Source organism: Pseudomonas sp. SYWMCR5 (genome assembly GCF_057197165.1).
On the sequence record NZ_JBXUNH010000004.1, the window covers coordinates 200797 to 225546 of the forward strand.

Here is a 24750-nt window from a genome sequence, read left to right on the forward strand (position 1 = left end):
CGCGACAACAGTTCACTTAATCTTTCTCAATTGCAGGTGTATCGTATTCGCCCTTCATTGCCAGCGGTGCTGGCAGCTTGATTGCGCAAAACGAGGTGCCTGCACGTATGTCCTTTACCCGTCGACAAATGCTCAAGGGCCTCACCGGCCTCGTCGTGGTTGGCCTGGGCGCCGGAGGCGCGGCTCGCTACTGGCTGGGCAAGGTCGAGGACGACAATGCCGGGCACGACTACGAGCTGATCGCGGCGCCCCTGGATGTCGAGCTGGTCCCCGGATTCAAGACCGAAGCCTGGGCTTTCGGGCCGTCGGCACCGGGCACCGAGTTGCGGGTGCGCCAGGGCACCTGGTTGCGGGTACGCTTCATCAATCACCTGCCGGTGGAAACCACCATCCATTGGCACGGCATCCGCCTGCCGCTGGAAATGGACGGCGTACCTTATGTGTCGCAACTGCCGGTCAAGCCGGGCGAGTTCTTCGACTACAAGTTCCGTGTGCCGGATGCCGGCAGCTACTGGTATCACCCGCATGTCAGCAGCTCCGAAGAGCTGGGGCGCGGCCTGGTCGGGCCGCTGATCGTCGAGGAGCGCGAGCCGACGGGTTTCCGGCATGAACGCACCCTGAGCCTGAAGACCTGGCACGTGGACGAACAGGGCGAATTCATGCCATTCAGTGTGCCTCGCGAAGCGGCGCGCAATGGCACGGCTGGCCGCTTGATCACCATCAACGGCAAGGCCGAGGCAGTCACCGAGTTGCCTGCGGGCCAAGTGGTGCGCGTGCGGCTGCTCAACCTGGACAACACCTGGACCTACCGCATCAACCTCAAGGGCAACTACGAGGCGATGGTCTATGCGCTCGATGGCAACCCAGTGACCCCGAGGCCGCTCGAGGACGAGTACTGGCTGGGCCCCGGCATGCGCATCTGCCTGGCCATCCGAATTCCCGAGGCCGGCGAGGAGATTTCCCTGCGCGACGGTTTCGTGCGCCTGGGCACATTGCGTTCGGTCGCCAGCAGCGAGGCGCCGGGCGACTGGCCCAAGGCGTTGCCGCCGAACCCGATCGCCGAGCCGGACCTGGAGAACGCCGAGAAGCTGAACTTCAATTTCGAGTGGGCGGGCAAGGTTTCGGTGAACACCGACAATGGCAAGCCACCGAGTCTGTGGCAGATCAACGGCCAGGCCTGGGACATCACCGACAAGACCTGCGCCGACCGGCCGATCGCCACGTTGAAAAAGGGCAACAGCTATATCTTCGAGCTGAAGAACATGACCCAGTACCAGCACCCTATCCATCTTCACGGTATGAGTTTCAAGGTGATCGCCTCCAATCGCCGCAAGATCACCGAGCCCTGGTTCACCGACACCTACCTGCTGGGCAAGAACGAACGTGCCCAGGTGGCGCTGGTGGCGGATAACCCGGGCACCTGGATGTTCCACTGCCATGTGATCGACCACATGGAAACCGGCCTGATGGCCGCGATCGCGGTGGTCTGATGCGTCCGCGGATCATCGATCGCAGCGGCGATCAGGCATTCATGCAGTTGGCCCTGGAACTGGCGGCTGAAGGCGCCTTGCTGGGCGAGGTGCCGGTAGGTGCGGTGCTGGTGCAGCAGGGGCAGGTGATTGGCCGAGGTTTCAACCGGCCCATCACCGACAGTGACCCCAGCGCCCACGCCGAAATGGTCGCCATCCGCGATGCGGCCAAGGCTGTCAGCAACTACCGGCTGCCGGGCAGCACCCTGTATGTGACCCTTGAACCCTGCAGCATGTGTGCGGGGCTGATCGTCCATTCGCGAATCGAGCGGGTGGTGTATGGGGCGCTGGAACCCAAGGCCGGGGTGGTGCAGAGCCAGGGGCAGTTCTTCGGGCAGGGCTTTCTCAACCACCGGGTGATGGTCGAAGGCGGGGTACTGGCTGAGGAGTGCGGGGCAATACTGACCGAGTTCTTCAAGGCCCGACGGGCCAAGGTTAAACCTTGACCGGCCTTTTCGCGGGCTTACATCGGCGGTGATTGTTCCGCCGGCTTGTCCTTGTTGACCCCCGGCACATGCAGGTTGCCCTCGGCCACCTGGCCTTCGAGCTGCGGCTGGGTCACCCAGGTGAGGATGTCGTAGTAGCGACGGATGTTGGCCACGAAGTGCACCGGCTCGCCGCCGCGGGCGTAGCCATACTTGGTCTTGCTGTACCACTGCTTTTGCGACAGGCGCGGCAGCATCTTCTTCACGTCCAGCCACTTGTTCGGGTTCAGGCCTTCACGCTTGGCGAGTGTGCGGGCGTCCTCGAGGTGGCCGCTGCCGACGTTGTAGGCGGCCAGGGCGAACCAGGTGCGGTCCGGCTCCTGAATGCTGTTGTCCAGTTGCTCCTTGATGAGCATGAAGTATTTCGCCCCACCCATGATGCTCTGCTTCGGGTCCAGCCGGTTGGACACGCCCATGGCCTGGGCGGTGCGCTGGGTCAGCATCATCAGGCCGCGTACGCCGGTCTTGGAGGTCACCTCGGGCTGCCACATCGATTCCTGGTAACCGATCGCCGCCAGCAGCCGCCAGTCGACCTGCTCGACCTTGGCGTAGCTCTTGAAGTGCTTTTCATACTTGGGCAGGCGCTGCTGCAGGTGCTGGGCGAAGGTGTAGGCACCGACGTAGCCAAGCACGTCCACATGGCCGTAATAACGGTCTTTCAGACGCTGAAGCGTGCCGTTCTTCTGCGCCTTGTCGAGAAACTCGTTGATCTCGTTGAGCAGGCTGTTGTCTTCGCCGGCCGCCACGGCCCAGCGCTGGTCGCGGGCATCACCCAGGTCGAAGGCCACGCGCACGTTGGAGAAGTACACCTGGTTCATCGCCAGCTCGTTGGAGTCGACCAGTGTCAGGTCGATCTGGCCTTCGTCGACCATGCGCAGCAGGTCGACCACCTCCACGGCGTCGGACTCTTCGTATTCAAGCGTCGGATACTGTTTCTTCAGTTCGGCCAGCTGTTCGGCGTGGCTGCTGCCCTTGAGCACCATGATCTTCTTGCCGATCAAGTCCTTGGGTTCGGTGGGGCGGGAGCGGCCGTTGCGGTAGATGACCTGGGGGGTGACTTCGAGATACGGGTGGGAAAACTTCGCCTGGGTGGTGCGTTGCTCACTGCTGACCAGGCCGGCGGCGGCCAGCACCGGGCCGGAAGGCTTGCCCAACTGGTCGAAGAGATCGTCGAGGTTGTCGGCGGTCTCGATCTCCAGCTTGACGCCGAGATCGTCGGCGAAACGCTTGACCAGCTCGTACTCGAAACCGGTTTCGCCGTTGCGGTCCTGGAAGTAGGTGGCCGGGCTGTTGCGGGTTATGACGCGCAGCACGCCGTCCTCCTTCACGCGCTCGAGGGTGCTGGGTTTTTCAACACAGGCACCGAGCATCAGCAAGAGTCCGGTTGCGAAGAGCCATCTGGCGCAGCGCTGGCGCAAAGCAGTGTGGGCGAACATAGGTTGCAGTATACGCAAAGGACCGCCCGCGCCATATCTCGACAACCGTTAGCTTGTCTGGTAGCGGGTCATGTGTTTGCGGGTGCTTGCCTTCAGGGGATCGCTCAGGCGAAAACCCCTCCGGCCAGGCCGTAGAATTCTGACCCCCAGGTCCGGTTCCGCCGCCCGGCAGCATTGCCCTCTGGCGGGTGCCGAAAGCCGTCGAATTAGGCTAGAATGCACGGCCTCTAAGCACACCCCTTCCTGAGGCTGTCCCGACGATGTTGATCCTGCGCGGCGCTCCTGCCCTTTCTGCCTTTCGCCACGGTAAATTACTCGAGCAACTGAGCCAGAAAGTCCCCGCTGTTACTGGTTTGTATGCCGAATTTGCCCACTTCGCCGACGTCGACGGCGAGCTGACCGCCGACCAGCAGCAGGTGCTGGGGCGTCTGCTCAAGTACGGCCCGAGCGTGCCGGTACAGGAGCCGAGCGGCCGCCTGTTCCTGGTCGTGCCGCGTCTGGGCACCATTTCGCCCTGGGCTTCCAAGGCCAGCGACATCGCCCACAACTGCGGCCTGCAGTCGATCCAGCGCCTGGAGCGCGGCATCGCCTACTACGTTGCCGGCTCGCTCAGCGACGCCGACGCCGCGCAGGTCGCGGCCGAACTGCACGATCGCATGACCCAGCGCGTGCTGACGCAACTGGAACAGGCCGCTGACCTGTTCAGCCACGCCCAGCCCAAGCCGATGACCTCGGTCGACATTCTCGCAGGTGGCCGCGCCGCCCTGGCCCAGGCCAACGTCGACCTGGGCCTGGCCCTGGCCGAAGACGAGATCGACTACCTGGTCAACGCTTTCCAGGGGCTCAAGCGCAACCCGAACGACATCGAGCTGATGATGTTCGCCCAGGCCAACTCCGAGCACTGCCGCCACAAGATCTTCAACGCCAGTTGGGACATCGACGGCCAGGCTCAGGAAAAGAGCCTGTTCGGCATGATCAAGAACACCTACCAGATGCACAACGAAGGTGTGCTGTCTGCGTACAAGGACAATGCCTCGGTGATCGTCGGCAACGTCGCCGGCCGCTTCTTCCCGAACCCTGAAACCCGCCAGTACGGTGCGGTGCAGGAGCCGGTGCACATCCTGATGAAGGTCGAGACGCACAACCACCCGACCGCCATCGCCCCGTTCTCCGGCGCCTCCACCGGCTCCGGCGGCGAGATTCGCGACGAAGGCGCCACCGGCCGGGGCGCCAAGCCCAAGGCCGGCCTCACCGGCTTTACCGTCTCCAACCTGCGCATCCCGGGCTTCGAGCAGCCATGGGAGCAGGCCTACGGCAAGCCGGAGCGTATCGTCGACGCCCTCGACATCATGATCGAAGGCCCGCTGGGCGGCGCTGCGTTCAACAACGAATTCGGTCGTCCGGCCCTGACCGGTTACTTCCGCACCTTCGAGCAGTCCATCAACACCCCGCACGGTGAAGAAGTACGCGGCTACCACAAGCCGATCATGCTCGCAGGCGGCATGGGCAACATCCGCGAAGACCACGTGCAGAAGGGCGAGATCACCGTTGGCGCCAAGCTGATCGTGCTCGGTGGCCCGGCAATGCTGATCGGCCTGGGCGGCGGCGCTGCCTCGTCGGTGGCCACCGGTGCAAGCTCGGCTGACCTGGACTTCGCCTCGGTACAGCGCGAAAACCCGGAAATGGAGCGCCGCTGCCAGGAAGTCATCGACCGCTGCTGGCAGTTGGGCGACGCCAACCCGATCGCCTTTATCCACGACGTCGGTGCCGGCGGCATCTCCAACGCCTTCCCGGAGCTGGTCAACGACGGTGGCCGCGGTGGCCGCTTCGAGCTGCGCAACGTGCCCAACGACGAGCCGGGCATGGCCCCGCACGAAATCTGGAGCAACGAATCGCAGGAGCGTTACGTGCTGGCCGTCAGCGCCGTCGATTTCGAGCGCTTCAAGGCCATCTGCGAGCGTGAGCGCTGCCCGTTCGCGGTGGTCGGCGAGGCCACCGAAGAACAGCATTTGACTGTCACCGACAGCCACTTCAAAAACACGCCGGTCGACATGCCGCTCGACGTGCTGCTGGGCAAGCCGCCGCGCATGCATCGTTCGGTTACCCGCGAAGCCGAGCTGGGCGATGATTTCGACCCGAGCGAGCTGGACCTCGACCAGGCTGTGCAGCGCGTGCTGAGCCACCCGGCCGTGGCCAGCAAGAGCTTCCTGATCACCATCGGCGACCGCACCATCACCGGCCTGGTCGCCCGCGACCAGATGGTCGGCCCGTGGCAGGTGCCGGTGGCCGACTGCGCCGTCACCGCCACCAGCTTCGACGTCTACACTGGCGAAGCCATGGCCATGGGCGAGCGTACACCGCTGGCACTGCTGGATGCCCCGGCGTCCGGGCGCATGGCCATCGGCGAAACCATCACCAACCTGGCCGCCTCGCGCATCGACAAGCTGTCCGACATCAAGCTGTCGGCCAACTGGATGTCCGCTGCCGGCCACCCGGGTGAAGACGCGCGCCTGTACGACACCGTCAAGGCTGTCGGCATGGAGCTGTGCCCCGAGCTGGGCATCACCATTCCGGTCGGCAAAGACTCGATGTCGATGAAGACCAAGTGGAGCGAAGAGGGCGTCGAGAAGAGCGTCACCTCGCCGATGTCGCTGATCATCACAGGCTTCGCCCCGGTCACTGACATCCGCAAGACCCTCACCCCGCAACTGCGCATGGACAAGGGTGAAACCGACCTGATCCTGATCGACCTGGGCCGCGGCAAGAACCGCATGGGCGCCTCGATCCTGGCCCAGACCTACGGCAAGATCGCCGCCCAGGCACCGGACGTCGACGACGCCGAAGACCTCAAGGCGTTCTTCGCCGTGATCCAGGGCCTGAACGCCGACGGTCACCTGCTGGCCTACCACGACCGTTCCGACGGCGGCCTGGTCACCACCGTGCTGGAAATGGCCTTCGCCGGTCATTGCGGCCTCGACCTGCAACTCGATCCGCTGACCGACAGCAAGGGCGACGTGCCGGCCATCCTCTTCAACGAAGAGCTGGGCGCGGTCATCCAGGTTCGCCAGGACGCCACTCCGGACGTATTGGCCCAGTTCAGCGCCGCCGGCCTGGGCGAGGAGTGCGTCGCGGTGATCGGCAAGCCGGTCAACAACGGTGAGGTGTCCATCAGCCTGAACGGCGAAGTGCTGTTCGACGATGACCGCCGCATGCTGCAGCGCCAGTGGGCCGAGACCAGCTACCAGATCCAGCGCCTGCGCGACAACGCCGACTGCGCCGACCAGGAGTTCGATGTCCTGCTCGAAGAGGACAATCCAGGCCTGTCGGTCAAGCTCGGCTACGACGTCAACGACGACGTTGCCGCGCCTTACATCAAGAAGGGTGTGCGGCCGCAAGTGGCGATCCTGCGTGAGCAGGGCGTCAACGGCCAGGTCGAGATGGCTGCGGCCTTCGACCGTGCAGGCTTTGCCGCCATCGACGTGCACATGAGCGACATCCTCGCCGGTCGTGTCGACTTCGAAGCCTTCAAGGGCCTGGTCGCCTGCGGTGGCTTCTCCTACGGCGACGTACTGGGTGCCGGTGAAGGCTGGGCCAAGTCGGCGCTGTTCAACAGCCGTGCCCGCGATGCCTTCCAGGCCTTCTTCGAGCGTACCGACAGCTTCGCCCTGGGCGTGTGCAACGGTTGCCAGATGATGTCCAACCTGCACGAACTGATCCCGGGCACCGAGTACTGGCCGCACTTCGTGCGCAACCGCTCGGAGCAGTTCGAAGCGCGTGTAGCCATGGTCGAGGTGCAGAAGTCCAACTCGATCTTCCTGCAGGGCATGGCCGGTTCGCGCATGCCGATCGCCATCGCCCACGGTGAAGGCCATGCCGAGTTCGCCAGCGAAGAGGCGCTGCTGGAAGCCGACCTGTCCGGTTGCGTGGCCCTGCGTTTCGTCGACAACCACGGCAAGGTCACCGAGCAGTACCCGGCCAACCCGAACGGTTCGCCACGGGGCATCACCGGCCTCACCAGCCGCGACGGTCGCGTCACCATCATGATGCCGCACCCTGAGCGTGTGTTCCGCGCCGTGCAGAACTCCTGGCGTCCGGATGACTGGCAGGAAGACGCCGCGCTGATGCGCATGTTCCGCAACGCGCGGGTGTGGGTGAACTAAGCGGTGCACAAGCTCGCCTTCTTCGTCCCCGCCAGCCATGTCGAAGTGGTCAAGGCCGCCGTGTTCGCTGCTGGAGGCGGACGTATCGGTGACTACGATCACTGTGCCTGGCAGACACTTGGCCAGGGTCAGTTCCGCCCGTTGGATGGCAGCCAGCCATTCCTCGGGCAGGTGGGCCAGGTCGAGGTGGTGGAGGAGTGGAAGGTGGAGCTGGTGGTGGCCGATGAGCGGGTTCGTCAGGTGGTTGCTGCATTGAAGCAGAGCCATCCTTATGAAACGCCGGCGTATGAGGTCTGGCCTTTGCTCGACGTCTGAATGCGCTGAAGTTTCGCTGCTGCAAACCGACAAGCCCCGGCAGTCTCCTGCCGGGGCTTGTCGTTTCTACAGGTTTTAACTGAACAGCCCTTTCAGACGTTCCCAGGCGCTTTCATCCACCGCTGGCGCCTCATGATGGTGATGGAGCTCTTCGAAGACGGCTGGGTTGCTGGATTTCTGGATTTCCTTGGGATGCTCGCTAGCCCATTTGCTGACCAGTTCGTCCTGCCATTCGCTGTCATTGGGGTGGGTAAAGTAGCTGCGCGCTACCTTGACCGGATCGCGCAACCGGCCGCCCTGCCAGTATTTGTACATGGCGAAGCCGACATCGCGCACCGCAACCCGGGCCATCAGAGTGGCCAAGGTATGCAGCGGATGCACGTCATGGTCCTTGGCAAGCTGGGAGTGGGTCGGATTGGTCGAACCGGTGAGCATGGGATTGCCCATCCTGTACGTCTGGATATCGTCGACCGAGTTGCCGATCAGGTTGAGGATGGCGCGATAGCCGATCTTGGGCAGGTCGGTTGCAAGGCGCAGCGGTGAGCCCGTGATCCAGGAAACGCGCCTCGCCACATTGAACCCGGGAAGGTCCGCCAATGTATCGCGAATTTCCAGTGCACTGTTCAGGTGTTCCTGCCACTGCGGATCGGGGTGATCCTGAAGCAGGATCAGCAGCGCCAGTTCAGTGTCCGAGCGTTGCCCTGGCGTGATGTTCTCGAAGTCGCCGGAGGGCGCGAAGAGTACTTTGGCCATCGGCTCGGCCAGGCTGGCTATCACATCGCTACCGGCGAACATGCCAGTGACAATGGGCCAGCCGTGCTTGCAGTCGGCTTGTGCGGTCCAGGTCAGTACAGTGTCGTGACCCTGCTTGTGCAGGCTCAATTCGGCGTAGTTGGAGTGGGCGAAGTAATCTTCCAGCACGTGCAGTGCTGCACCGAATTTGCGCATGCCCTCAGGGGTCGGGCCGGCCGCCATTGCCTCGCGTAGTCGTTGGCACATGTAATCGACCGAACTGAAGATGTGGCGCTTCATGGACGTATCCGGATCGACCTGCAACCGCGGATCGTCCTGTGCCACAGGCGGCTCGAAGTCTGCATCGATGGTGCGCGGATCAGTCACTGACGGGCTGGGGTTGTAGGGATTGTCGATGTGCTCGGTAGGACGATACACCCCGAGCATCTGCGGTGTGATCACGTAGTGCGCGCGCTCTTGCGGCGTGGATTGCAGGCTGGGGAATGCCTTGAGCGCCAGCAGGTCTACGAGTTGGGTCAGGACTTTCCGGGAGAGCTTGCGCGGGAACTCTTTGGGCGCGTCCTCGGCGCGGACCAGCTTGGGATCGAGCAACTGCGAGTAGTCGCGCAACCAGTTGCCGAAATAGATCGCCTTGCGTTGTTGCTCATTGAACCCGGCGTACTTGAGGTCTTCCTCGATCGACTCATGCCCCCAGGACATTTCAGGGTTTTTCTTGTCGCCCTTGCCCGCAGAAAAGCCCTCGGTGCTGCCTTCATTGGTGTTGGCGCGTTGCGCATGTTCATCCTGGCTCTGGCGGATGAACAGACGCATGGCCTGGTCATCGGCTCGCAGGGTGATGGTTCGGCCTGCTTCGGTCAGCTGGGCGATCGGCAGATCACCGCTCGGGCCTGACTCCATGCAGCCGATCAGGTAGGCGAAGCGCGCACCTTCCTCGAGTTCTGCATCCTCGGCCACCGAGGCTAAGCCATCGTCCAGGCCTTTCGCGAAGTCTTGGCGCAGAAGGTTGTCCAGGTGATGACCGAACTCGTGCAGCAGGATGGTCGCCAGTTCACAGGCTGCCTGTGGCTGCAGCAGCGCGCCAGCGATCACCTCGGGGTGCAGGTGGATGATACGCGTGGCATTGTCGTAGCAGGCTTTGCCCGCCACCTGTGGGTTCACCTGGTGTACAGGGTTGCTCAACGTGCCGTCGCGCAGTGCGTCCTGCAGCTGCTGGTAGCAACTGTCTGGCAGGTCGTCACCGAACACAGGGATGAGCATTTCGCGAAAGGCCTGTGCTGAGAGCGGCCGGCTGATTTCGGTGAGTCGATCAAGAGCGAAGCGGGTGTGCAGGCTTAGTGGGATCATGCTGGGGACTCATCAACTGACGGAGCCCCAGCATGTGAGCCGCATGGTGCGAGAGGGAGCAGGCAACGCCTCCCGCTGTAGGCGCTACGAAAGGCGGGTGCGGTTTTGAAGGGCCCCGCAGGCCAGCAGGCCGATCTCGAACAGCAACCACATCGGGATGGCGAGCATGGTCTGGGAGAACACGTCAGGAGGCGTGAGGATCATACCGGCCACGAAACAGCCGACGATCACGTAGGGCCGGCTACGGCGCAAGCTGGCAACATCGGTCATGCCTGCCCAGACCACGATGAAGGTCGCCACCGGAATCTCGAATGCCAGGCCGAACGCCAGGAAAAGCGCGAGGATGAAGTCCAGGTACTGGCTGATGTCGGTCATCATTGCCACGCCTTCGGGCGTCACGCTGGCGAAGAAACCGAACATCATCGGAAACACCAGGAAGAACGCGAATGCCATGCCGCCGTAGAACAGCAGGATGCTCGACACCAGCAGCGGCAGGGCGATGCGTTTCTCCCGCCGATACAGCCCCGGCGCGATGAAGCCCCAAGCCTGATGCAGCAGCACTGGCATGCTGATGAACAGCGCGCACATGGCCGTCAGCTTGAAGGGCGTGAGAAACGGCGAGGTGACGCTGGTCGCGATCATGCTCGCGCCTTCGGGCAGGAAGCGGCGCAGCGGTTCGGAGACCAGGGTGTAGAGGGTCTGGGCGAAGGGGAACAACCCGGCGAACGCCAGGGCGATGGCCAGCAGGCAACGCACCAGGCGCTTGCGTACGTCACGCAGGTGTTCGGTCAGCGGCATTGCCGACCTTCCGTGGATAGCGAAGCTCATGATCTACCTTCCCTGGCGGGGGCTTCATCGAGGCTGACACCCTGGCGGATATCCTGCTCCAGTTTGCGCAGCGCCGCATCGTCCAGGGCTGGCATGTCGATTTCCCGCTCGACCTGGGCGCGCAGCATGTTCATGGCCTGCCGCGCCTGCCCAAGGCCGCGCCCGACGGTGCGCATCGCCACCGGCAGGCGTTCGGGCCCCAGGACCAGCAGAGCGACGACGCCAACCAGCAGCAGTTCGCTGAAACCGATCTCGAACATCAGCCTTGGCGATCCGTTGGCTGCTGTTGAACCTGTGCGTTGGGTGATGCGCTGCTGTTGTCGTCACCGCCCATCGACTTGCGAAAACCCTGGATCGCTTCGCCGACATCGCTGCCCAGGCCTTTGAGGCGCTTGGTGCCGAACAGCAGGAAAACGATCAGCAGCACGATCACCAGTTGCCAGATGCCTATACCGCCCATTTGTGAGAACCCCTGTAAGGTCATGAAAAGGAAGGCCAATCCTGCCTGCTTCAGATGACGCCAACGTGACTGTCGGGAAACATTGCCATGTGCTTGCAACACGCACCGTGTTGACTGGCGCCTCCACGGATGAAGAGGCGCGGTGCAATGGGTGGCGGGCGACAACAGGGTGCAGCGTTGCTGATGGTGATGGTGGCGCTGGCGATGCTTGCGGCGGGCCTGGCCTGGCTGGTGGAGGAGGGACGTCGCCAGGTCGATGAAACGCGCTTGCTGCGTCAGCGCGTGCAGGTGCGGGCGATGGAGCAGGCTGGCCTTGCCTATGCCAGCCAGGCCCTACGCGATCCGGCCTGGCGCGCCAGCCCCCTGTTCTGGCAGGCCCTGCGCGGCCAGGCGCTGGAGTATGACTTTGGTGCAGGCAAGGCACGCCTGCGGGTGCGCGACCAGCACACCTGCTTCAACGTCAATGCCTTGCTGGGCGAAGACGCCGAGCGTGCCGAGCGTCAGCTGCGCCGGTTGCTCGGCGACGACATGGCGGCCGAGCGATTGGTCGACGCCCTGGCCGATTGGCTGGACGCTGACAGCGACACGCGCCTGCAAGGTGCCGAGAGCGGCCAGTACCTGCGTCAGCAGCCACCGCGTCTGGCGGCCAACCAGGCGATGCTCGACCCGAGCGAACTGAACCTGCTGCTCGAGCCCGATGCCGGGCGTCAGGGGCGTTATCCGATGCTGTGCGCATTGCCGCAGACCAGCGGCTGGCGGCTCAATGCCAATGCCTTGAACCTGGAGCACCTGCCGTTGCTGGAGGCGCTCTACGAGGGGCACTTTTCCCGATCGCTGCTCAGCCGGATCATCAGTAATCGGCCGGCTTCGGGTTATGTCGATGCTGGAGCTTTACGCCAGGCGCTGGGCGCTCTGGATGACGAGAGCTTTGCCCGGTTGAGCGAGGGGTTGTTGCTTAACAGCGGGCTCTTCCTGTTGCAGCTTTCGTTCGAGGAAGAGGGGCGGTCGGTGCGCAGTCAGTTTCAGATCGAGGCGCTGGGGGTGGTGCAGTGGCATGCGCGGGTGCCGGCGCAGCAGGTGCGGGTGCTGGGGCGGGAACCGATGGCCTGGTAAGCCTGACCTGCCCGCGAAGAGGCCGGTGCAGCCAGCACAAGGCTGACTGCCCGGCCCAGGCTCAGGCGGTCCCGATTTCCCCGCCATCATTACGTTGAATCACCACGGTAGATGCCCGTGGTCGCACCCGGCTCCCTGCCGGGGTCACATCTGTCGCCTTGTCGGTATACGGCCAGTTCCCCGGGTGCTGGATGTTGATGAACAGCGTCTTGTTGTCCGGCGTGAAGCTGATCCCCGTCACCTCGCAGCCGTTAGGGCCGACGAAGAAGCGCCGCAGGTCCACCTGGTTCTGGGCGTTGACCGGGATCTGCTTGCCGGTGGCATCGACCAGGTCGGTGGGGATCACCGCCAGCAACTGGTCATTGGTGTAGCTGGTCAAGGTGGTCTCGCCGTTGTCGGTCTCGAACCACAGCACCCCACGGCTATCGAAGCTCATCCCGTCTGGGCTGGCGAACTGGTTCAGTTCGGTCAGGCCCGAGCGGTTGATGTCCGGTGTACCGGCAGCGTTGGCGCCGAACACGAAGATGTCCCAGGTGAAGCTCTTGTGATCGTCGCTGTCGTGCCAGCGGATGATGTGGCCATGGCGGTTCGGGCCGCGCGGGTTGGCCGCATCCACCTTGGCGGCAGTACGCGCGCTGTTGTTGGTCAGCGTCAGGTAGACATCGCCATTGAGCGGGTTGACGGCGGTCCACTCAGGGCGGTCCATCGGCGTCGCGCCGACTGCGTCAGCCGCGCCGCGGGTGTTGAGGATGATGCCCGGCAGATCACCGTACAGCGCCCCCAGCGTGCTCCCGGCGGTGGTGGGGGTGGCCACGTCCAGCAGCAGCCATACGCCCTTGCCGTCGGCATTGAAGCGGGCGACGTAGAGCTTGCCCTTGTCCATGTACTTGGCACCGGTAGCCAGACGGTCGGCCGGGGTGGCGTCGGCTGGATCCCATACGGCGTCGGAGACGAACTTGTACAGGTACTCGTTGTTCGAGTCGTCGCCGGTGTACCACACCAGCGGCTTGCCCGCGACCGGCAGGCCGGGGCAGCAGCCCTCGTGGCGGAAGCGGCCAAGGGCGGTGCGCTTCACTGCAAGGGTGGCGCTGTTGTACGGGTCGATCTCGACGATGTAGCCATAGGTGCTGGCTTCGTTGCGGTAGTCGTCGGTGGCGCTGGCGCCGGTCGGGGTCACGTTGAAGCGGGCGAACTCGCCGTTGACCTCGCTGGCGTCGCCAGCAACGGTTTCCCACTTGTACTGGCCGCCGCTGGCACTGACGCCGATGCGCACCTGATCAGCCGGGCGCACACCCTTGTTGACGAAGATGCCAGGCCAGTTCTCCTCGCAGGTCAGGTAGGTGCCCCACGGCGTGTAGCCGTTGCCGCAGTTGTTGTTGGTGCCGCGCGCCTGGGTGCCGGTCGGCGAGAACTTGGTCTTGACGTGATCGGTGCCGCGCATAGGGCCGGCGATGTCCATCAACGAGGCAGTGGTGAAGCGGCGGTTGAGCGGGTCGTTCTGCATTACCTGCCAGCGGCCGTTGACCTTGCTCAGGCGCACCACGCCAGCGCCGTGGGCGTTGATCTCCTTGCGCACTTCTTCGACCGGGCGCTTGCCGGTGCCATCGGTGGTCGGGCCGTTCGGGTGCAGCGCGTCGGCTTCGATGTATTCGAAGTTGATCGCCAGCAACCCATCGTCGGAGCTGCCGTTGATGGGGAAGAAGTGCATGCCGTCATGGTTCATGCCCATCGCGTTGGCCTGGTCGGTCGAGGTGTTGCTGCCGTCGGACTTCCACGGATTACCGTTGCTGTTCAGCGGCGTGCCCCACGGCGCGATCACATAGGCGCTGTAACCGGGGGCAATGACGCAGGCGTCGGTGCGCGAGCCGGCGATGGACTGGAAGCCCAGCTTGAGCTTGGCTGGTGGTTCGGTCACAGGCGGCTCGGTGGCCGGGTCATCGTGATGTGAGCTGCCGCCACCCCCGTCGAAACAGGCGGTCAGGCCGGTGCCTGCGATCATCGCGATGGCCGCGCCGAGGCTGCCGCGCATCACGGTACGACGGCTCAGGTAGGTATCCATCACGCTGGCCATCGGCAGGTTGCCGCTCTGGTTCCGGTCCAGGTTATCGCCGGTTTCTCGACTCATCAGGGTGTCCTTGTAATGGCTGAGTAAGAGGAACCGCGACTTTAGGGGGCAAGTGTGATGATTGATTGGCAAAAATATTAACGGGGTTTTAAAGCCTAGCGCCATTAGTAACAAGATTTGTCAGAGCTTTACCGCATCGGCTGTCGGATTTCTGCCATCAAACTGTCACGCAGCCACCCCAATATCCGGGGCCGAACGTGAACTCAGGTTAGGGATGGCGGGGGCGATGGCGAGCAGTGTGCGCAGACGCGAAGTGATTGGCTGGATGGGCGTCGGGGCCTTGGCGCCTTTGTTGGGCGCCTGCTCCGCGATCCCCGGTCAGCGCGGCGGCGACGCCTCGCTCGAACTGCTCTATGTCGCCGACACCCTCGATGCCCGCGAGCCTGGCCTGCCAGTGGTGCCGGCCACGCGCCTGGGGCCGGTCAGCCATCTGGGACGTGCTCCGTGGATGACCGGCAGCCATGCCAGTAGCGGCCATGCCGAGCTCGCGCCATTGCTCGATGCCGGCCAGGCCAGCCAGGCGCGCCTTGGCGGTTATGCCGTATTGGCCGCACTGATGGAGCAGATGCGCAACGAGGCCGGCGCCGAGCGCTGCCTGACCCTGGAAAACGGCCAGAACTGGAACGGCAGCGGCCTGGCCTACCTGACCCAAGGCGATAGCGGCGTGCAAGGCAGTCGGATGCTGGCCAGCGACGTGCGTGTGAGCAGCGATGAGCGCGTGCTGTGGCCGCAACGCTGCGCCGCTCTTTATCGTCAGTCCCCTGCGATTACCCTCGGCGCCGGGCTTGGCGTTGAACAGGCCAAGGGCCTGGGTGTCGAGCCCCTGCGTGTGTTCGAGCGCGGCGGCGTGCGCATTGCGGTGGTCGGTGTGACCGACCCTTACGCCCAGGATCAGAAAGCCTCGCTCAAGCAGTGGTACCAATCATTGCTGCCAAGTTTCCAGCAAGCCCGGCGCGAGGCCGACCTGGTGGTCGCCCTGGCGGATGTCGGTACTGGCCCCGGCCTTTGGCTGGCCGAGCGGATCGACGAAATCGATGTCCTGCTGTGTGCCCGTGGCCAGGATCTATGGCCGACACCGGTGCCTGTCACGCAAGCGTCGGGGCGCCAAGTGCCGGTGCTGTTCGCCGGGTGCCGCGCCAGTGGTGTCTATCGCCTGCGTTGCCAGCAAACCGCGGGGCAGTGGCAATTCGAGGCGCGTTTCGTGCCCGCTTTCGAGGATCGACTTTCGCCAACTGCCCAAGCGCGCGCCAGCCAGTTACGCATCACGCTGCGCCAGCAGCGCGCCGGTCATGCGGCCTGGCTTGACCAGCCGCTGGCGCGCGCGCCGCAGGCCTTGTGGCGCCGTGATACCCGTGGCGGCAGTTGGGATCGTCTCTTGCATCAGGCCCTGGCCGACGACTCGAGCATGCCGGTGCTGCTGCCGGGGCTGCGTTACGACCATCCACTGCCTGCTGGCCAGGCGATCACCCGCGAGCATCTGATCAGCCTCACTGGCGGCTACTCGGCGCCTGTGGTCGAGGCCCCTGCGCGCCAGGTGGAACAGGTGCTGGAGAATGCCGCCGAGCAATTGTTCGGCGACCCGCTGCTGCTCGACAACAGCCAGGACCTGCCGCGCTGGCAAGGCCACGCCTGGCAGGTCAGCTACAGCCCAATGGGCAAGCGCGTCGCCGGGCTCCCCACGGTGCAGGGCTCGTGTCGCACCTTCGGCCTGCACTTCGACGCCCAGGCCGGTGAGCCGCTGTGGCAGAAGGTCGAGGCCTGGCTGGCGCGCCAGGCGCCGAACTGGCAACTGGCGCCGTTGCAATGGCCCGAGGTGCGCTATGTACAAGGGCATCCGGGGTGGCATCCGCGCCAGGTGGCGTCGTGATCGGGCTGTCGCGCCTGCCCAACGTGCTGCTGCTGACCTTGGCCGGCTGGCTCGCCGCCCAGTGCATCCTGCAACTGAGTCGCCAGCCGCAACCGCTCGGTGTCCCGCGTGAACAGGCATCGACCTTGCCAGGCCTGATGGCTGGCCACTGGCAGGCGCCATCCGATGAGGGTGGCATCCCCCTGACACGCCTGCCGCTGCACTACCTCGGCGGGCTCAAGGCCGAGCCGCTGTCCGCCACGGTGGTGGTGCTGCGTTTCGGCCAGCAGGTCCGCACCCTGGGCCGTGGCCAGCGACTGGCGCCAGGGATCGTGCTGCAGGACATCGATGCCGATGGCCTGATTTTCGACAACCAGGGGCGGCGCGAGCGCCTGCCCTGGCCGCCACGGCCCGCCGTGACCGGCTTCAAGCGGCAAGGATGAGCAATGATCGCAAGATACGCTGTGGCCTGCGTGCTGAGCCTCGGCCTGTGCTCTGCGCAGGCCTGGGCCGAAGACCCTGAGGTCGACGAAGACGGGGTGCCGCAATACGAGGTGAACTTCGTCGACACCGACATGGGCGAGTTCATCGACAGCGTCTCGCGCATCACGGGCACCACCTTCATCGTCGATCCACGGGTCACCGGCAAGGTCACGGTACGCACCGTCGATCGCCACGACGCCGAAGCCATCTACGACATCTTCCTCGCCCAGTTGCGTGCCCAGGGCTTTGCCGCCGTGGACCTGCCCAACGGCAGCGTGAAGATCGTCCCCGACCAGGCCGCGCGCCTGGAGCCGGTGCCGGTGGAGAACGCCGGCAAGCAGAGCAAGGGCAGCGACGGCGTGGCGACCCGGGTATTCAATGTGCGCAACGTCGCCAGCGAACAGATGCTCGGCATTCTCAAGCCGCTGATCGACCCGCGCGTCGGGGTGATCACCCCATACCCTGCCGCCAACCTGCTGGTGGTCACCGACTGGCGCAGCAACCTGGAGCGCATCGACAAGCTGCTACGCCAGCTCGACCAGGTCAGCGACGAACCCTTGCAGGTGATGCCACTCAAGCATGCCAGCGCCGCTGACACCGCGCCCCTGGTCACCCGCCTGCTGGCCCGCGAGCAGGGCGCCGACAGTGCCCAGGTGGTGGCCGACCCGCGCAGCAATGCGCTGCTGGTGCGTGGCAGCGCCGACAGCCGCGAGCGCGTCCGTGCGCTGCTTGGCCAGCTCGACCGACCCAGCGACAACCTGCACAGCAGCAACACCCAGGTGATCTACCTGCGTCACGCCAATGCTGCGGAAGTGGTCAAGGTGCTGCGCGGTCTCGGCCAGGACGGCGGGGTGCCCGATGCGCCCGCAGGCGAAGGCAAGGAGGCGCCAGTACGCACCGCCAGCGATTCGGGCGTGCGCCTGGAGTATGAAGAGGGCGCCAATGCGGTGGTCATGGTCGGCCCCGACAGTGAGCTGGCGGCCTATCGCAACATCGTCGAGCAACTCGATATCCGCCGCGCCCAGGTGGTGGTCGAGGCGATCATCGCCGAAGTGTCCGACAGCAGCGCCCAGGAGCTGGGCGTGCAGTGGCTGTTCGCCGACGAGAAGTTCGGCGCCGGCATCGTCAACTTCGGCAGCAACGGGGTGAACATCGCCAACATCGCCGGCGCTGCCGCCAGCGGCGACAACAAGGAACTGGGCAAGCTGCTCTCGGCCACCACGGGCGCCACCGCCGGCATCGGCCATTTCGGCGGCGGTTTCAACTTCGCCATGCTGATCAACGCGCTCAAGGGCAAGAGCGGTTTCAACCTGCTGTCGACCCCGACCCTGCTGACCCTGGACAACGCCGAGGCGTCGATCCTGGTCGGCCAGGAAGTCCCTTTCGTCACCGGCTCCGTGACCCAGAACAACGCCAACCCCTACCAGACCATCGAACGCAAGGAGGTGGGGGTGAAGTTGCGCATCAAGCCGCAGGTCAACAGCGACAACAGCGTGCGCCTGGACATCGTCCAGGAAGTGTCCTCGATCGCCGATTCGCGCGCCGCCAGCGACGTGATCACCAACAAGCGCGAGATCAAGACCAAAGTGATGGTCGACGACAATGGCCTGGTGATTCTCGGTGGCCTGATCAGCGACGAGTCCACCACCAGCAATAAGCGCGTGCCGTTGCTCGGTGACATTCCCGTGCTCGGCCGTTTGTTCCGCTCCGACAGCAACCGCAACGTGAAGCAGAACCTGATGGTGTTCATCCGCCCGCGGATCATGCGTGACGGGCCGAGCCTTGCCGGGCTGAGCCAGGAAAAGTACCGCAGCCTGCAGCAGGACACGGCCTTGCAGATGCCGGAACTCGCCGAGGGTGGCGCCTTGCTCAAGGCGTTCCCGGCCAGCCGCGCGCGGCTTGAAGGCGGTAACTGGTGATGCTCGGCTACCGCCTGGCGCGTCAGGCTGGCGTGGCCATGGCCCCGGACGACCAGGGCTGGCAGCTATGGTTGCGCGAGGATGCCGACAGCGACCAAGTGCAAGAGCTGCTGCGCGTGCATGGCCAGCCACTGCGCCTGGAGCGCCTCGATCGCGTCGCTTTCGACGAGCGTCTTGGCCAGCTCTACCAGGCTGCCGACTCGGCCACCGCCGCATTGATCGAAGGCATCGGCGAGCAGGTTGACCTCGACAGCCTGATGAGCGAAATGCCACGCATCGAAGACCTGCTCGAAAGCGACGACGAAGCCCCGGTGATCCGCCTGATCAACGGCCTGTTCGGCCAGGCCCTGCGCCTGCGTGCCTCGGACATCCACATCGAGACCTTCGAGCAGAGCCTGGTGGTGCGCCTGCGCGTCGATGGTCATCTGCGCGAGGTTCTGCGCCCGCCGCGAGCGCTTTCGGCCATGCTGGTGTCGCGAATCAAGGTCATGGCGCGCCTGGACATCGCCGAGAAACGCCAGCCCCAGGACGGACGCATCACCCTGCGCGCCGCCGGACGCGAAGTGGACGTACGGGTCTCGACACTGCCCGGCATCCATGGCGAGCGCGTGGTGATGCGCGTGCTCGACAAGCAGGCCAGCCTGCTGGCGCTGGACAACCTCGGCATGCCGGCCGCAGCGTTGCAGGGCCTGCGCGCGTGCCTGGCGCGGCCCAATGGCATCGTGCTGTCCACCGGCCCCACGGGCTCGGGCAAGACCACCACGCTGTACGCCAGCCTCAACAGCCTCAACGACGGCAGTCGCAATATCCTCACCGTCGAAGACCCGGTGGAGTACGCCATTGCCGGTATCGGCCAGACCGCGATCAACCCGCGTGCCGGGCTGACCTTCGCCACCGGCTTGCGCGCGATCCTGCGCCAGGACCCGGACGTGATCATGCTCGGTGAGATCCGCGACCAGGAGACGGCGCAGATCGCCGTGCAGGCCAGCCTGACCGGCCATCTGGTGCTCTCGACCTTGCACACCAACAGTGCGATCGGCGCGGTGACGCGCCTGCGTGACATGGGCATCGAACCCTTCCTGATCGCCTCCAGCCTGCGCGGGGTGCTGGCCCAGCGCCTGGTCCGGCGCCTGTGCAGTTGTGCCGAGCCACGCCCGTTGCTTGCCGCCGAGCGGCGCCTGTGGCCGGAGTTGGCCGCCTTGCAGGCCACCCACCATCCGGTGGGTTGCGACAGTTGCCAGGGCAGCGGTTATGTCGGGCGCTTGGGCCTTTATGAATTCATCGAGCTGGATGCAGGCTTGGTCGCCCTGCTTTATGAGGGCGCCAGCGAAGTGACGATGCAGGCCCACCTGGCCACACGCCGGCAGAGCCTGGTGGCCATGGCCAGTGACTGCCTGGCCCGTGGCGAGACCAGCCTGGCCGAAGTGTTGCGCGTGGTGCAGGGCTGAGCATGCCGACCTATCGCTACCAGGCCCTGGACCTGGCAGGCAAACCGCACAAGGCCAGTGTGCAGGCCGACAGCGAGCGCCATGCGCGCCAGTTATTGCGTGAGCAGGGCCTGTTCGCACGCAAGTTGCAACGCCATGAAGGCAGCTTGCGGCAACCGCGTCGCCAGCGCCTGAGCCGTGCCCAGCTGTGCGAGCTGACCCGCCAGTTGGCCACGCTCACCGGTGCCGGCATTCCCCTGGTCGATGCCCTGGCCACGCTCGAACGGCAATTGCGCGCGCCCGCCTTGCAGGCCGTGCTGGTATCGGTGCGCGGCGCGCTGGCCGAAGGCCTGGGGCTGGCCCGCAGTCTTGCGCGGCAAGGCGCGCCGTTCACCGGGTTGTATTGCGCACTGGTCGAGGCGGGCGAGCGCTCCGGGCGCCTGGCGCAGGTGCTGACGCGCCTGGCGGATCACCTGGAGCAGGTCCAGCGCCAACAGCACAAGGCGCGCACTGCGCTGATCTATCCCTGCGTGCTGATGGGCGTGTCGCTGGCGGTGGTGGTCGGTCTGATGACGTTCGTGGTGCCCAAGCTGACCGAGCAGTTCGCCCATTCCGGACAGGCGCTGCCGCTGATCACCTCGTTGCTGATCGCCATCAGCCAGGGCCTGGCCAGCGCTGGGCCCTGGCTGCTGGGTGCGGCGATCCCGCTGACGCTGCTGTGCGGTTGGCTGTTGCGCAAGCCGCACTGGCGCCTGCGCCGCGACGACCTGCTGCTGCGCCTGCCGCGTGTCGGCAGCCTGCTGCAGGTGCTGGAGAGCGCACGTCTGGCGCGCAGCCTGGCGATTCTCTGCGGCAGTGGCGTGGCCCTGCTCGAAGCATTGCAGGTGGCCAGCGAAACGGTCGCCAACCAGCGTATCCGCCTGGCCCTGGAGCAGGTGCGCCTGCAGGTCCAGGGCGGCACCAGCCTGCATCGGGCGCTGGATGCCAGCGGCCAGTTTCCACCACTGCTGGTGAACATGGTCGGCAGCGGCGAGGCCAGCGGCACCCTGGCCGACATGCTCGAGCGCGTGGCCGACGACCAGGAGCGCGGCTTTGCCCGTCAGGTCGACACCGCCATGGCGCTTTTCGAACCTCTGATGATCCTGGTGATGGGCGGCGTGGTGCTGTTCATCGTGCTGGCGGTGCTGTTGCCGATCATGCAGCTCAACCAGGGTCTGCAACTGTGAAAAGGAGTCTTTGCATGCAGTATCGCGCCAAGCGTCAGCGCGGCTTCACCCTCATGGAAATCATGGTGGTGATTTTCATCATCGGCCTGCTGATCGCGGTGGTCGCGCCCAGCGTGCTGGGCAACCAGGACAAGGCCATGCGCCAGAAGGTGATGGCCGACCTTGCCACCCTCGAGCAGGCGCTGGACATGTACCGGCTCGACAACCTGCGCTTTCCCAGCAGCGAGCAAGGCCTCGCCGCATTGGTGAAGAAGCCGGGCCAGGAGCCGCTACCGCGTGCCTGGCGCAGCGATGGCTACATTCGTCGCCTGCCGGAAGACCCATGGGGCACGCCTTACCAGTACCGCATGCCGGGCGAGCATGGCCGTGTCGATGTCTATTCGCTCGGCGCCGATGGCGTGGTCGGTGGCGAAGGGCTGGATGCCGACCTGGGCAACTGGGACCTCTGACTTGCCTTCCCAGCGCGGCTTCAGCCTGCTCGAATTGCTGGTGGTGCTGGCCATCGCCGGGCTGATGACCGGCTTGAGCGTGGCCTGGCTCGACAGCGGTCGTACGCGAGTAGACCAGGCCATGCAGCGGCTGGTCGCCGCGACCCGCGAGCAGTCCGCCGTGGCCCGGCATACCGGCCAGTTGCGTGGCCTGCGCTGGAGCGGCAAGCGCCCTGAGTTCGTTCGCCATGACGGCACCGGCTGGGTGCTGGAGACGGTCGCGTTGGGGGATTGGCCGCAAGACCTGCGCCCGGACTGGCAGGCGGCAGCAGCGCCGCAACTGGTGTTCACCCCCGAAGGTTGGGCAAGGCCCGGCAAGGTGAACTGGCGTGGCGCCGAAGGCGGGCAGCGCTGGAGCTGGGGGCGCGAGGGGCAGTTGCAGGTCGTGGCGCTTCCATGAGGCGGCGACAGCGCGGTTTCACCTTGCTTGAAGTCAGCGTGGCGCTGGGTATTGCCGCCGTACTGGCGGTGATCACCAGCCAGGTGTTGCGCCAGCGCCTGGCGGTGCAGGAAGGCGTGCAGCAGCACCGCCTTGGCGCCCTGTGCGCCCGTGAGCTGCAGGCACGGTTTGCGGTCGAGCAGTATTGGCCGGCCAGCAATCGCACCGCCGGGGCGCTGCAACAGGGCGCGCAGGTGTGCCACTGGGACCTGCAACTGCGCAGCACCGGCGTGCGCGATCTGCGCCGTGGCGAGCTGCGCCTGTTCGCCGACCGCGATCAGCGTGTGCCGCTGGGTTTGTACACCCTGTTTCTGGAGCGGCCATGAAGCGCCGCCAAACGGGGTTGACCCTGATCGAACTGATGGTGGCGCTGGCGCTGACCGCGGTGCTGGGCATCCTGCTGGCGGCCTTGGTGCATGGCTGGCTCACGGTGCGCGAGCGTCTCGCCGAGCAGCAGAACGAGCCCGGTGTGCTGGAGTTCTGCCTGGCGCTGGAGCGGCGGTTCGACAGCCCGGTGCTGCGCCAGGTGTACGAGCAGCGCCTGCCACTGGCCATGCGCTGGCTCGATTGGCAGGCGCAGAACCAGCAGTTGCTGTGGGTCGCTGCTGCGGCCTGGCCCCAGGCCGAAGGCGGTTCCCGCTTGCAGCGTCAGCGCCTGCGTTTCGAGCCGAGGGAGCAGCGCGTGCTGCTGGAAACTTCCGCCGATCTCTACGCCGCCGACAAGCCGCGTTGGGTGGTACGCGAGCGCCTGGAGCGGGTCAGCGAGATGAGCATTCTGTATTTCCAGGGCGGCAGTTGGCTGGCCTGGCCTTCCGATCAACCGACGCACCCCGGCCGTGGCGTGCGCCTGCATCTGCAGCGTGACGGAGCACCTTATGTCTGCACATTCGTCCTGCCCTGGGGGCGCTCATGAAGTTTGAATGGCGGCGGCGCTCGCCTGCGCGACCCTGGTTGCTGTTGCGTCCTGGGGCTGACGGCGGTTGGCACTGGTGCCTGCTGGAAAGCGGCATGCTGCGTGACGAAGGGCAGGGACGCCCGCCGCAGGATCTGATCGCCCGGGTTGCCCTGGTGGTGCCGGGCGAGGCGTGCAGCCATTTCCAGTTGCCGGCGCCGCCCGGGCTCAAGCGTGAGGAATGGCCGCTGCTGCTGGAGGACCGTCTGTTGCAGGGGAGCGATGAGGTGCACTGTGCATGCATCGGTCGTACGGCAGGGCAACTGCGGTTGGTGGTCGTGGCGCGGGATCGGCTCGATGGCTGGTTGGCCCAGTGCGTGGAGTGGGGGCTGGAGGTAGAGCGTTGCTGGTCGCAGTTCCAGCTGTTGCCGACACTCGCCCCGGGCTGTGGATGGCAATGGCGACAGGCACATTCGACCCTGTACGCGCGGGTTGACGAAGAGGGCAGCGAGCACTGGCTGGCCTGGCCACAAGTGTTGGGCTCTGCACCTGCGCTGTGGGATACGCAGGCGCTTGAGCCGGTCGATGGACACTGGCCACAGCGGATTGCCGATCTCGATACCTTGCCAGCGCTGCGGGAAACGCGTCGTCCGCGCCAATCATTGAAGGTCACGGGGCTGCAAAAGCGCTTGGTAGCCGCCTGCCTGGTGCTCGCCGCCGTCTGGGGCGGTCTGTGGATCAGCCAGCAATGGCGCCAGGCCCAGCTGTATCGGCAGCAGGTGCTGGCGGTTACCGGCCCGCAAGCCACGCCACGCCAGGCAGCGCAGGCGCTCAGGCGGCTGCGTGACGCCGACGGCGAGCGGGTTTTGCGTCTGCGTCGGCTCGACGGTTTGCAAGGGCAGTTGCAGGGCTGGCTGCACGAGCACCCGCAGTGGCGCCTGCGCGCCGTGCGCTTCGATGGGCAGCGCTGGCATCTGCAATTGGACGGCGACGGCACGGTGCCGCCGTGGGATGAAATGGCCGCAACGGTCGGGGCGGCGGTACAGGTGCAGGCACAGGGCGTGGTGTTCGACCTGGGGAGCGGTTCATGATCCGCGTCTTTTTACAGCGCCAGCGTATGCGTCTGGCATGGGGGCTGATCGCGCTGTTGCTGATCGTCATCCTGGTGCGTGAGGCGAGCGCACGCTGGGCCGAGATGAGCCAGTGGCGCGGGCTGGCAGAAGCGGCGATCAGCCTTGAGGGCGGCCCGGTCTTGAGCCTGGAGCGTCTGCGTCAGTCTGCCCAGGCCCGGCACATCGAGCTGACGGAGGTCGAGCCGCAGGAGCAGGGCTGGCAGGTGCGTGGCTCGGTCGCGGACGAGCAGGCGCTGCTGGGGTGGTTGCAGGCGTTGCAGATCGAGGGCGCACAGCCGCTGCAATGGGGTATGGAACAGGAGGGCAAGCGCCTGCGCTTCGACCTGCGGGTCCGGCCATGAGGGCGCGC

At 65.4% G+C, this 24750-nt stretch carries 22 protein-coding genes; 16 read left to right on the forward strand and 6 right to left on the reverse strand.

The genetic code is table 11. The features are described from left to right. Positions 1-107 precede the first annotated feature (107 nt). The gene (locus tag AC2CGW_RS13525) at positions 108-1490 is read left to right on the forward strand and encodes a multicopper oxidase family protein (protein ID WP_288374389.1); all 1383 of its coding nucleotides are present in this window, start codon (positions 108-110) and stop codon (positions 1488-1490) included. Beyond that, the gene (gene tadA, locus AC2CGW_RS13530) at positions 1490-1975 is read left to right on the forward strand and encodes a tRNA adenosine(34) deaminase TadA (RefSeq protein ID WP_186668771.1); all 486 of its coding nucleotides are present in this window, start codon (positions 1490-1492) and stop codon (positions 1973-1975) included. Before AC2CGW_RS13525 ends, tadA begins: the two co-directional genes overlap by 1 nt. A gap of 17 nt (positions 1976-1992) precedes the next feature. Here the strand turns inward: tadA and mltF are convergent, their stop codons facing one another. After that, positions 1993-3450: a membrane-bound lytic murein transglycosylase MltF gene (gene mltF / locus AC2CGW_RS13535; protein WP_484574166.1), complete on the reverse strand. Its 1458-nt coding sequence runs from the start codon at positions 3448-3450 to the stop codon at positions 1993-1995. A 260-nt stretch (positions 3451-3710) separates the two neighbouring features. Between mltF and purL the strand changes: the two genes are divergently transcribed. Then, the gene (gene purL / locus AC2CGW_RS13540) at positions 3711-7610 is read left to right on the forward strand and encodes a phosphoribosylformylglycinamidine synthase (RefSeq protein ID WP_186668768.1); all 3900 of its coding nucleotides are present in this window, start codon (positions 3711-3713) and stop codon (positions 7608-7610) included. A gap of 3 nt (positions 7611-7613) precedes the next feature. Then, positions 7614-7925 (forward strand): YqfO family protein, encoded by a 312-nt coding sequence (locus AC2CGW_RS13545; protein WP_186668766.1) that lies wholly within the window; start codon positions 7614-7616, stop codon positions 7923-7925. A 75-nt stretch (positions 7926-8000) separates the two neighbouring features. Here the strand turns inward: AC2CGW_RS13545 and AC2CGW_RS13550 are convergent, their stop codons facing one another. The 4 genes from AC2CGW_RS13550 to tatA form a co-directional block, all read right to left on the reverse strand. Next, positions 8001-10022: an HET-C-related protein gene (locus AC2CGW_RS13550; protein WP_484574167.1), complete on the reverse strand. Its 2022-nt coding sequence runs from the start codon at positions 10020-10022 to the stop codon at positions 8001-8003. Between the two features lie 84 nt (positions 10023-10106). Next, positions 10107-10850, reverse strand: a complete 744-nt coding sequence (gene tatC, locus AC2CGW_RS13555) for a twin-arginine translocase subunit TatC (protein WP_186668762.1) — start codon at positions 10848-10850, stop codon at positions 10107-10109. Then, the gene (gene tatB, locus AC2CGW_RS13560; RefSeq protein ID WP_186711438.1) at positions 10847-11110 is read right to left on the reverse strand and encodes a Sec-independent protein translocase protein TatB; all 264 of its coding nucleotides are present in this window, start codon (positions 11108-11110) and stop codon (positions 10847-10849) included. Before tatB ends, tatC begins: the two co-directional genes overlap by 4 nt. Continuing rightward, complete coding sequence (tatA, locus tag AC2CGW_RS13565; protein ID WP_186668758.1) at positions 11110-11310, reverse strand: twin-arginine translocase TatA/TatE family subunit; 201 nt, start codon at positions 11308-11310, stop codon at positions 11110-11112. The genes tatB and tatA overlap by 1 nt, the downstream gene beginning before the upstream one ends. 147 nt (positions 11311-11457) lie before the next feature. Between tatA and gspK the strand changes: the two genes are divergently transcribed. Continuing rightward, positions 11458-12423 (forward strand): type II secretion system minor pseudopilin GspK, encoded by a 966-nt coding sequence (gene gspK, locus AC2CGW_RS13570; RefSeq protein ID WP_186668804.1) that lies wholly within the window; start codon positions 11458-11460, stop codon positions 12421-12423. A gap of 61 nt (positions 12424-12484) precedes the next feature. Here gspK and AC2CGW_RS13575 read toward each other — a convergent pair whose 3' ends face one another. Further along, positions 12485-14548, reverse strand: coding sequence for a PhoX family protein (locus AC2CGW_RS13575; RefSeq protein WP_484574168.1), 2064 nt, complete (start codon positions 14546-14548; stop codon positions 12485-12487). A 226-nt stretch (positions 14549-14774) separates the two neighbouring features. Between AC2CGW_RS13575 and AC2CGW_RS13580 the strand changes: the two genes are divergently transcribed. The 11 genes from AC2CGW_RS13580 to gspM are packed head-to-tail and all read left to right on the forward strand — an operon-like array spanning position 14775 to position 24742. Then, entirely contained in the window at positions 14775-16415 is a 1641-nt protein-coding gene (locus tag AC2CGW_RS13580; RefSeq protein WP_484574169.1) for a bifunctional UDP-sugar hydrolase/5'-nucleotidase, read from the forward strand. After that, entirely contained in the window at positions 16412-16837 is a 426-nt protein-coding gene (locus tag AC2CGW_RS13585) for a pilus assembly protein PilZ (protein WP_288374397.1), read from the forward strand. The genes AC2CGW_RS13580 and AC2CGW_RS13585 overlap by 4 nt, the downstream gene beginning before the upstream one ends. A gap of 3 nt (positions 16838-16840) precedes the next feature. Next, positions 16841-18796 carry a type II secretion system secretin GspD gene (gene gspD, locus AC2CGW_RS13590; protein ID WP_484574170.1) on the forward strand — a complete coding sequence of 652 codons (1956 nt, stop codon included), beginning with the start codon at positions 16841-16843 and terminating at the stop codon, positions 18794-18796. Next, positions 18796-20244 carry a GspE/PulE family protein gene (locus AC2CGW_RS13595; RefSeq protein WP_484574171.1) on the forward strand — a complete coding sequence of 483 codons (1449 nt, stop codon included), beginning with the start codon at positions 18796-18798 and terminating at the stop codon, positions 20242-20244. The genes gspD and AC2CGW_RS13595 overlap by 1 nt, the downstream gene beginning before the upstream one ends. Before the next feature lie 2 nt (positions 20245-20246). Then, positions 20247-21449, forward strand: coding sequence for a type II secretion system inner membrane protein GspF (gspF, locus tag AC2CGW_RS13600; protein ID WP_288374401.1), 1203 nt, complete (start codon positions 20247-20249; stop codon positions 21447-21449). A 14-nt stretch (positions 21450-21463) separates the two neighbouring features. Continuing rightward, positions 21464-21898, forward strand: coding sequence for a type II secretion system major pseudopilin GspG (gspG, locus tag AC2CGW_RS13605; RefSeq protein ID WP_186711446.1), 435 nt, complete (start codon positions 21464-21466; stop codon positions 21896-21898). Position 21899: 1 nt separating this feature from the next. Next, positions 21900-22337: a type II secretion system minor pseudopilin GspH gene (gene gspH, locus AC2CGW_RS13610; RefSeq protein ID WP_186668741.1), complete on the forward strand. Its 438-nt coding sequence runs from the start codon at positions 21900-21902 to the stop codon at positions 22335-22337. Then, a complete protein-coding gene (locus AC2CGW_RS13615; RefSeq protein ID WP_186668739.1) occupies positions 22334-22702 on the forward strand; it encodes a type II secretion system protein in 369 nt (122 codons plus the stop codon). Before gspH ends, AC2CGW_RS13615 begins: the two co-directional genes overlap by 4 nt. Further along, positions 22699-23289 carry a type II secretion system protein gene (locus AC2CGW_RS13620; RefSeq protein WP_186711447.1) on the forward strand — a complete coding sequence of 197 codons (591 nt, stop codon included), beginning with the start codon at positions 22699-22701 and terminating at the stop codon, positions 23287-23289. Before AC2CGW_RS13615 ends, AC2CGW_RS13620 begins: the two co-directional genes overlap by 4 nt. After that, a complete protein-coding gene (gene gspL, locus AC2CGW_RS13625; RefSeq protein WP_484574172.1) occupies positions 23286-24359 on the forward strand; it encodes a type II secretion system protein GspL in 1074 nt (357 codons plus the stop codon). Before AC2CGW_RS13620 ends, gspL begins: the two co-directional genes overlap by 4 nt. Continuing rightward, complete coding sequence (gene gspM, locus AC2CGW_RS13630) at positions 24356-24742, forward strand: type II secretion system protein GspM (RefSeq protein ID WP_186668734.1); 387 nt, start codon at positions 24356-24358, stop codon at positions 24740-24742. The genes gspL and gspM overlap by 4 nt, the downstream gene beginning before the upstream one ends. The last annotated feature ends 8 nt before the right edge of the window (positions 24743-24750 follow it).

What these genes read in the sequence shown, in the direction of transcription:
- AC2CGW_RS13525 (WP_288374389.1), top strand. Translation starts at nt 108, where the DNA reads ATGTCCTTTACCCGTCGACAAATGCTCAAGGGCCTCACCGGCCTCGTC.
- tadA (WP_186668771.1), top strand. Translation starts at nt 1,490, where the DNA reads ATGCGTCCGCGGATCATCGATCGCAGCGGCGATCAGGCATTCATGCAG.
- mltF (WP_484574166.1), bottom strand. Translation starts at nt 3,450, where the DNA reads ATGTTCGCCCACACTGCTTTGCGCCAGCGCTGCGCCAGATGGCTCTTC.
- purL (WP_186668768.1), top strand. Translation starts at nt 3,711, where the DNA reads ATGTTGATCCTGCGCGGCGCTCCTGCCCTTTCTGCCTTTCGCCACGGT.
- AC2CGW_RS13550 (WP_484574167.1), bottom strand. Translation starts at nt 10,022, where the DNA reads ATGATCCCACTAAGCCTGCACACCCGCTTCGCTCTTGATCGACTCACC.
- tatC (WP_186668762.1), bottom strand. Translation starts at nt 10,850, where the DNA reads ATGAGCTTCGCTATCCACGGAAGGTCGGCAATGCCGCTGACCGAACAC.
- tatB (WP_186711438.1), bottom strand. Translation starts at nt 11,110, where the DNA reads ATGTTCGAGATCGGTTTCAGCGAACTGCTGCTGGTTGGCGTCGTCGCT.
- tatA (WP_186668758.1), bottom strand. Translation starts at nt 11,310, where the DNA reads ATGGGCGGTATAGGCATCTGGCAACTGGTGATCGTGCTGCTGATCGTT.
- gspK (WP_186668804.1), top strand. Translation starts at nt 11,458, where the DNA reads ATGGGTGGCGGGCGACAACAGGGTGCAGCGTTGCTGATGGTGATGGTG.
- AC2CGW_RS13575 (WP_484574168.1), bottom strand. Translation starts at nt 14,548, where the DNA reads ATGAGTCGAGAAACCGGCGATAACCTGGACCGGAACCAGAGCGGCAAC.
- AC2CGW_RS13580 (WP_484574169.1), top strand. Translation starts at nt 14,775, where the DNA reads ATGGCGAGCAGTGTGCGCAGACGCGAAGTGATTGGCTGGATGGGCGTC.
- gspD (WP_484574170.1), top strand. Translation starts at nt 16,841, where the DNA reads ATGATCGCAAGATACGCTGTGGCCTGCGTGCTGAGCCTCGGCCTGTGC.
- AC2CGW_RS13595 (WP_484574171.1), top strand. Translation starts at nt 18,796, where the DNA reads ATGCTCGGCTACCGCCTGGCGCGTCAGGCTGGCGTGGCCATGGCCCCG.
- gspF (WP_288374401.1), top strand. Translation starts at nt 20,247, where the DNA reads ATGCCGACCTATCGCTACCAGGCCCTGGACCTGGCAGGCAAACCGCAC.
- gspG (WP_186711446.1), top strand. Translation starts at nt 21,464, where the DNA reads ATGCAGTATCGCGCCAAGCGTCAGCGCGGCTTCACCCTCATGGAAATC.
- AC2CGW_RS13615 (WP_186668739.1), top strand. Translation starts at nt 22,334, where the DNA reads ATGAGGCGGCGACAGCGCGGTTTCACCTTGCTTGAAGTCAGCGTGGCG.
- AC2CGW_RS13620 (WP_186711447.1), top strand. Translation starts at nt 22,699, where the DNA reads ATGAAGCGCCGCCAAACGGGGTTGACCCTGATCGAACTGATGGTGGCG.
- gspL (WP_484574172.1), top strand. Translation starts at nt 23,286, where the DNA reads ATGAAGTTTGAATGGCGGCGGCGCTCGCCTGCGCGACCCTGGTTGCTG.
- gspM (WP_186668734.1), top strand. Translation starts at nt 24,356, where the DNA reads ATGATCCGCGTCTTTTTACAGCGCCAGCGTATGCGTCTGGCATGGGGG.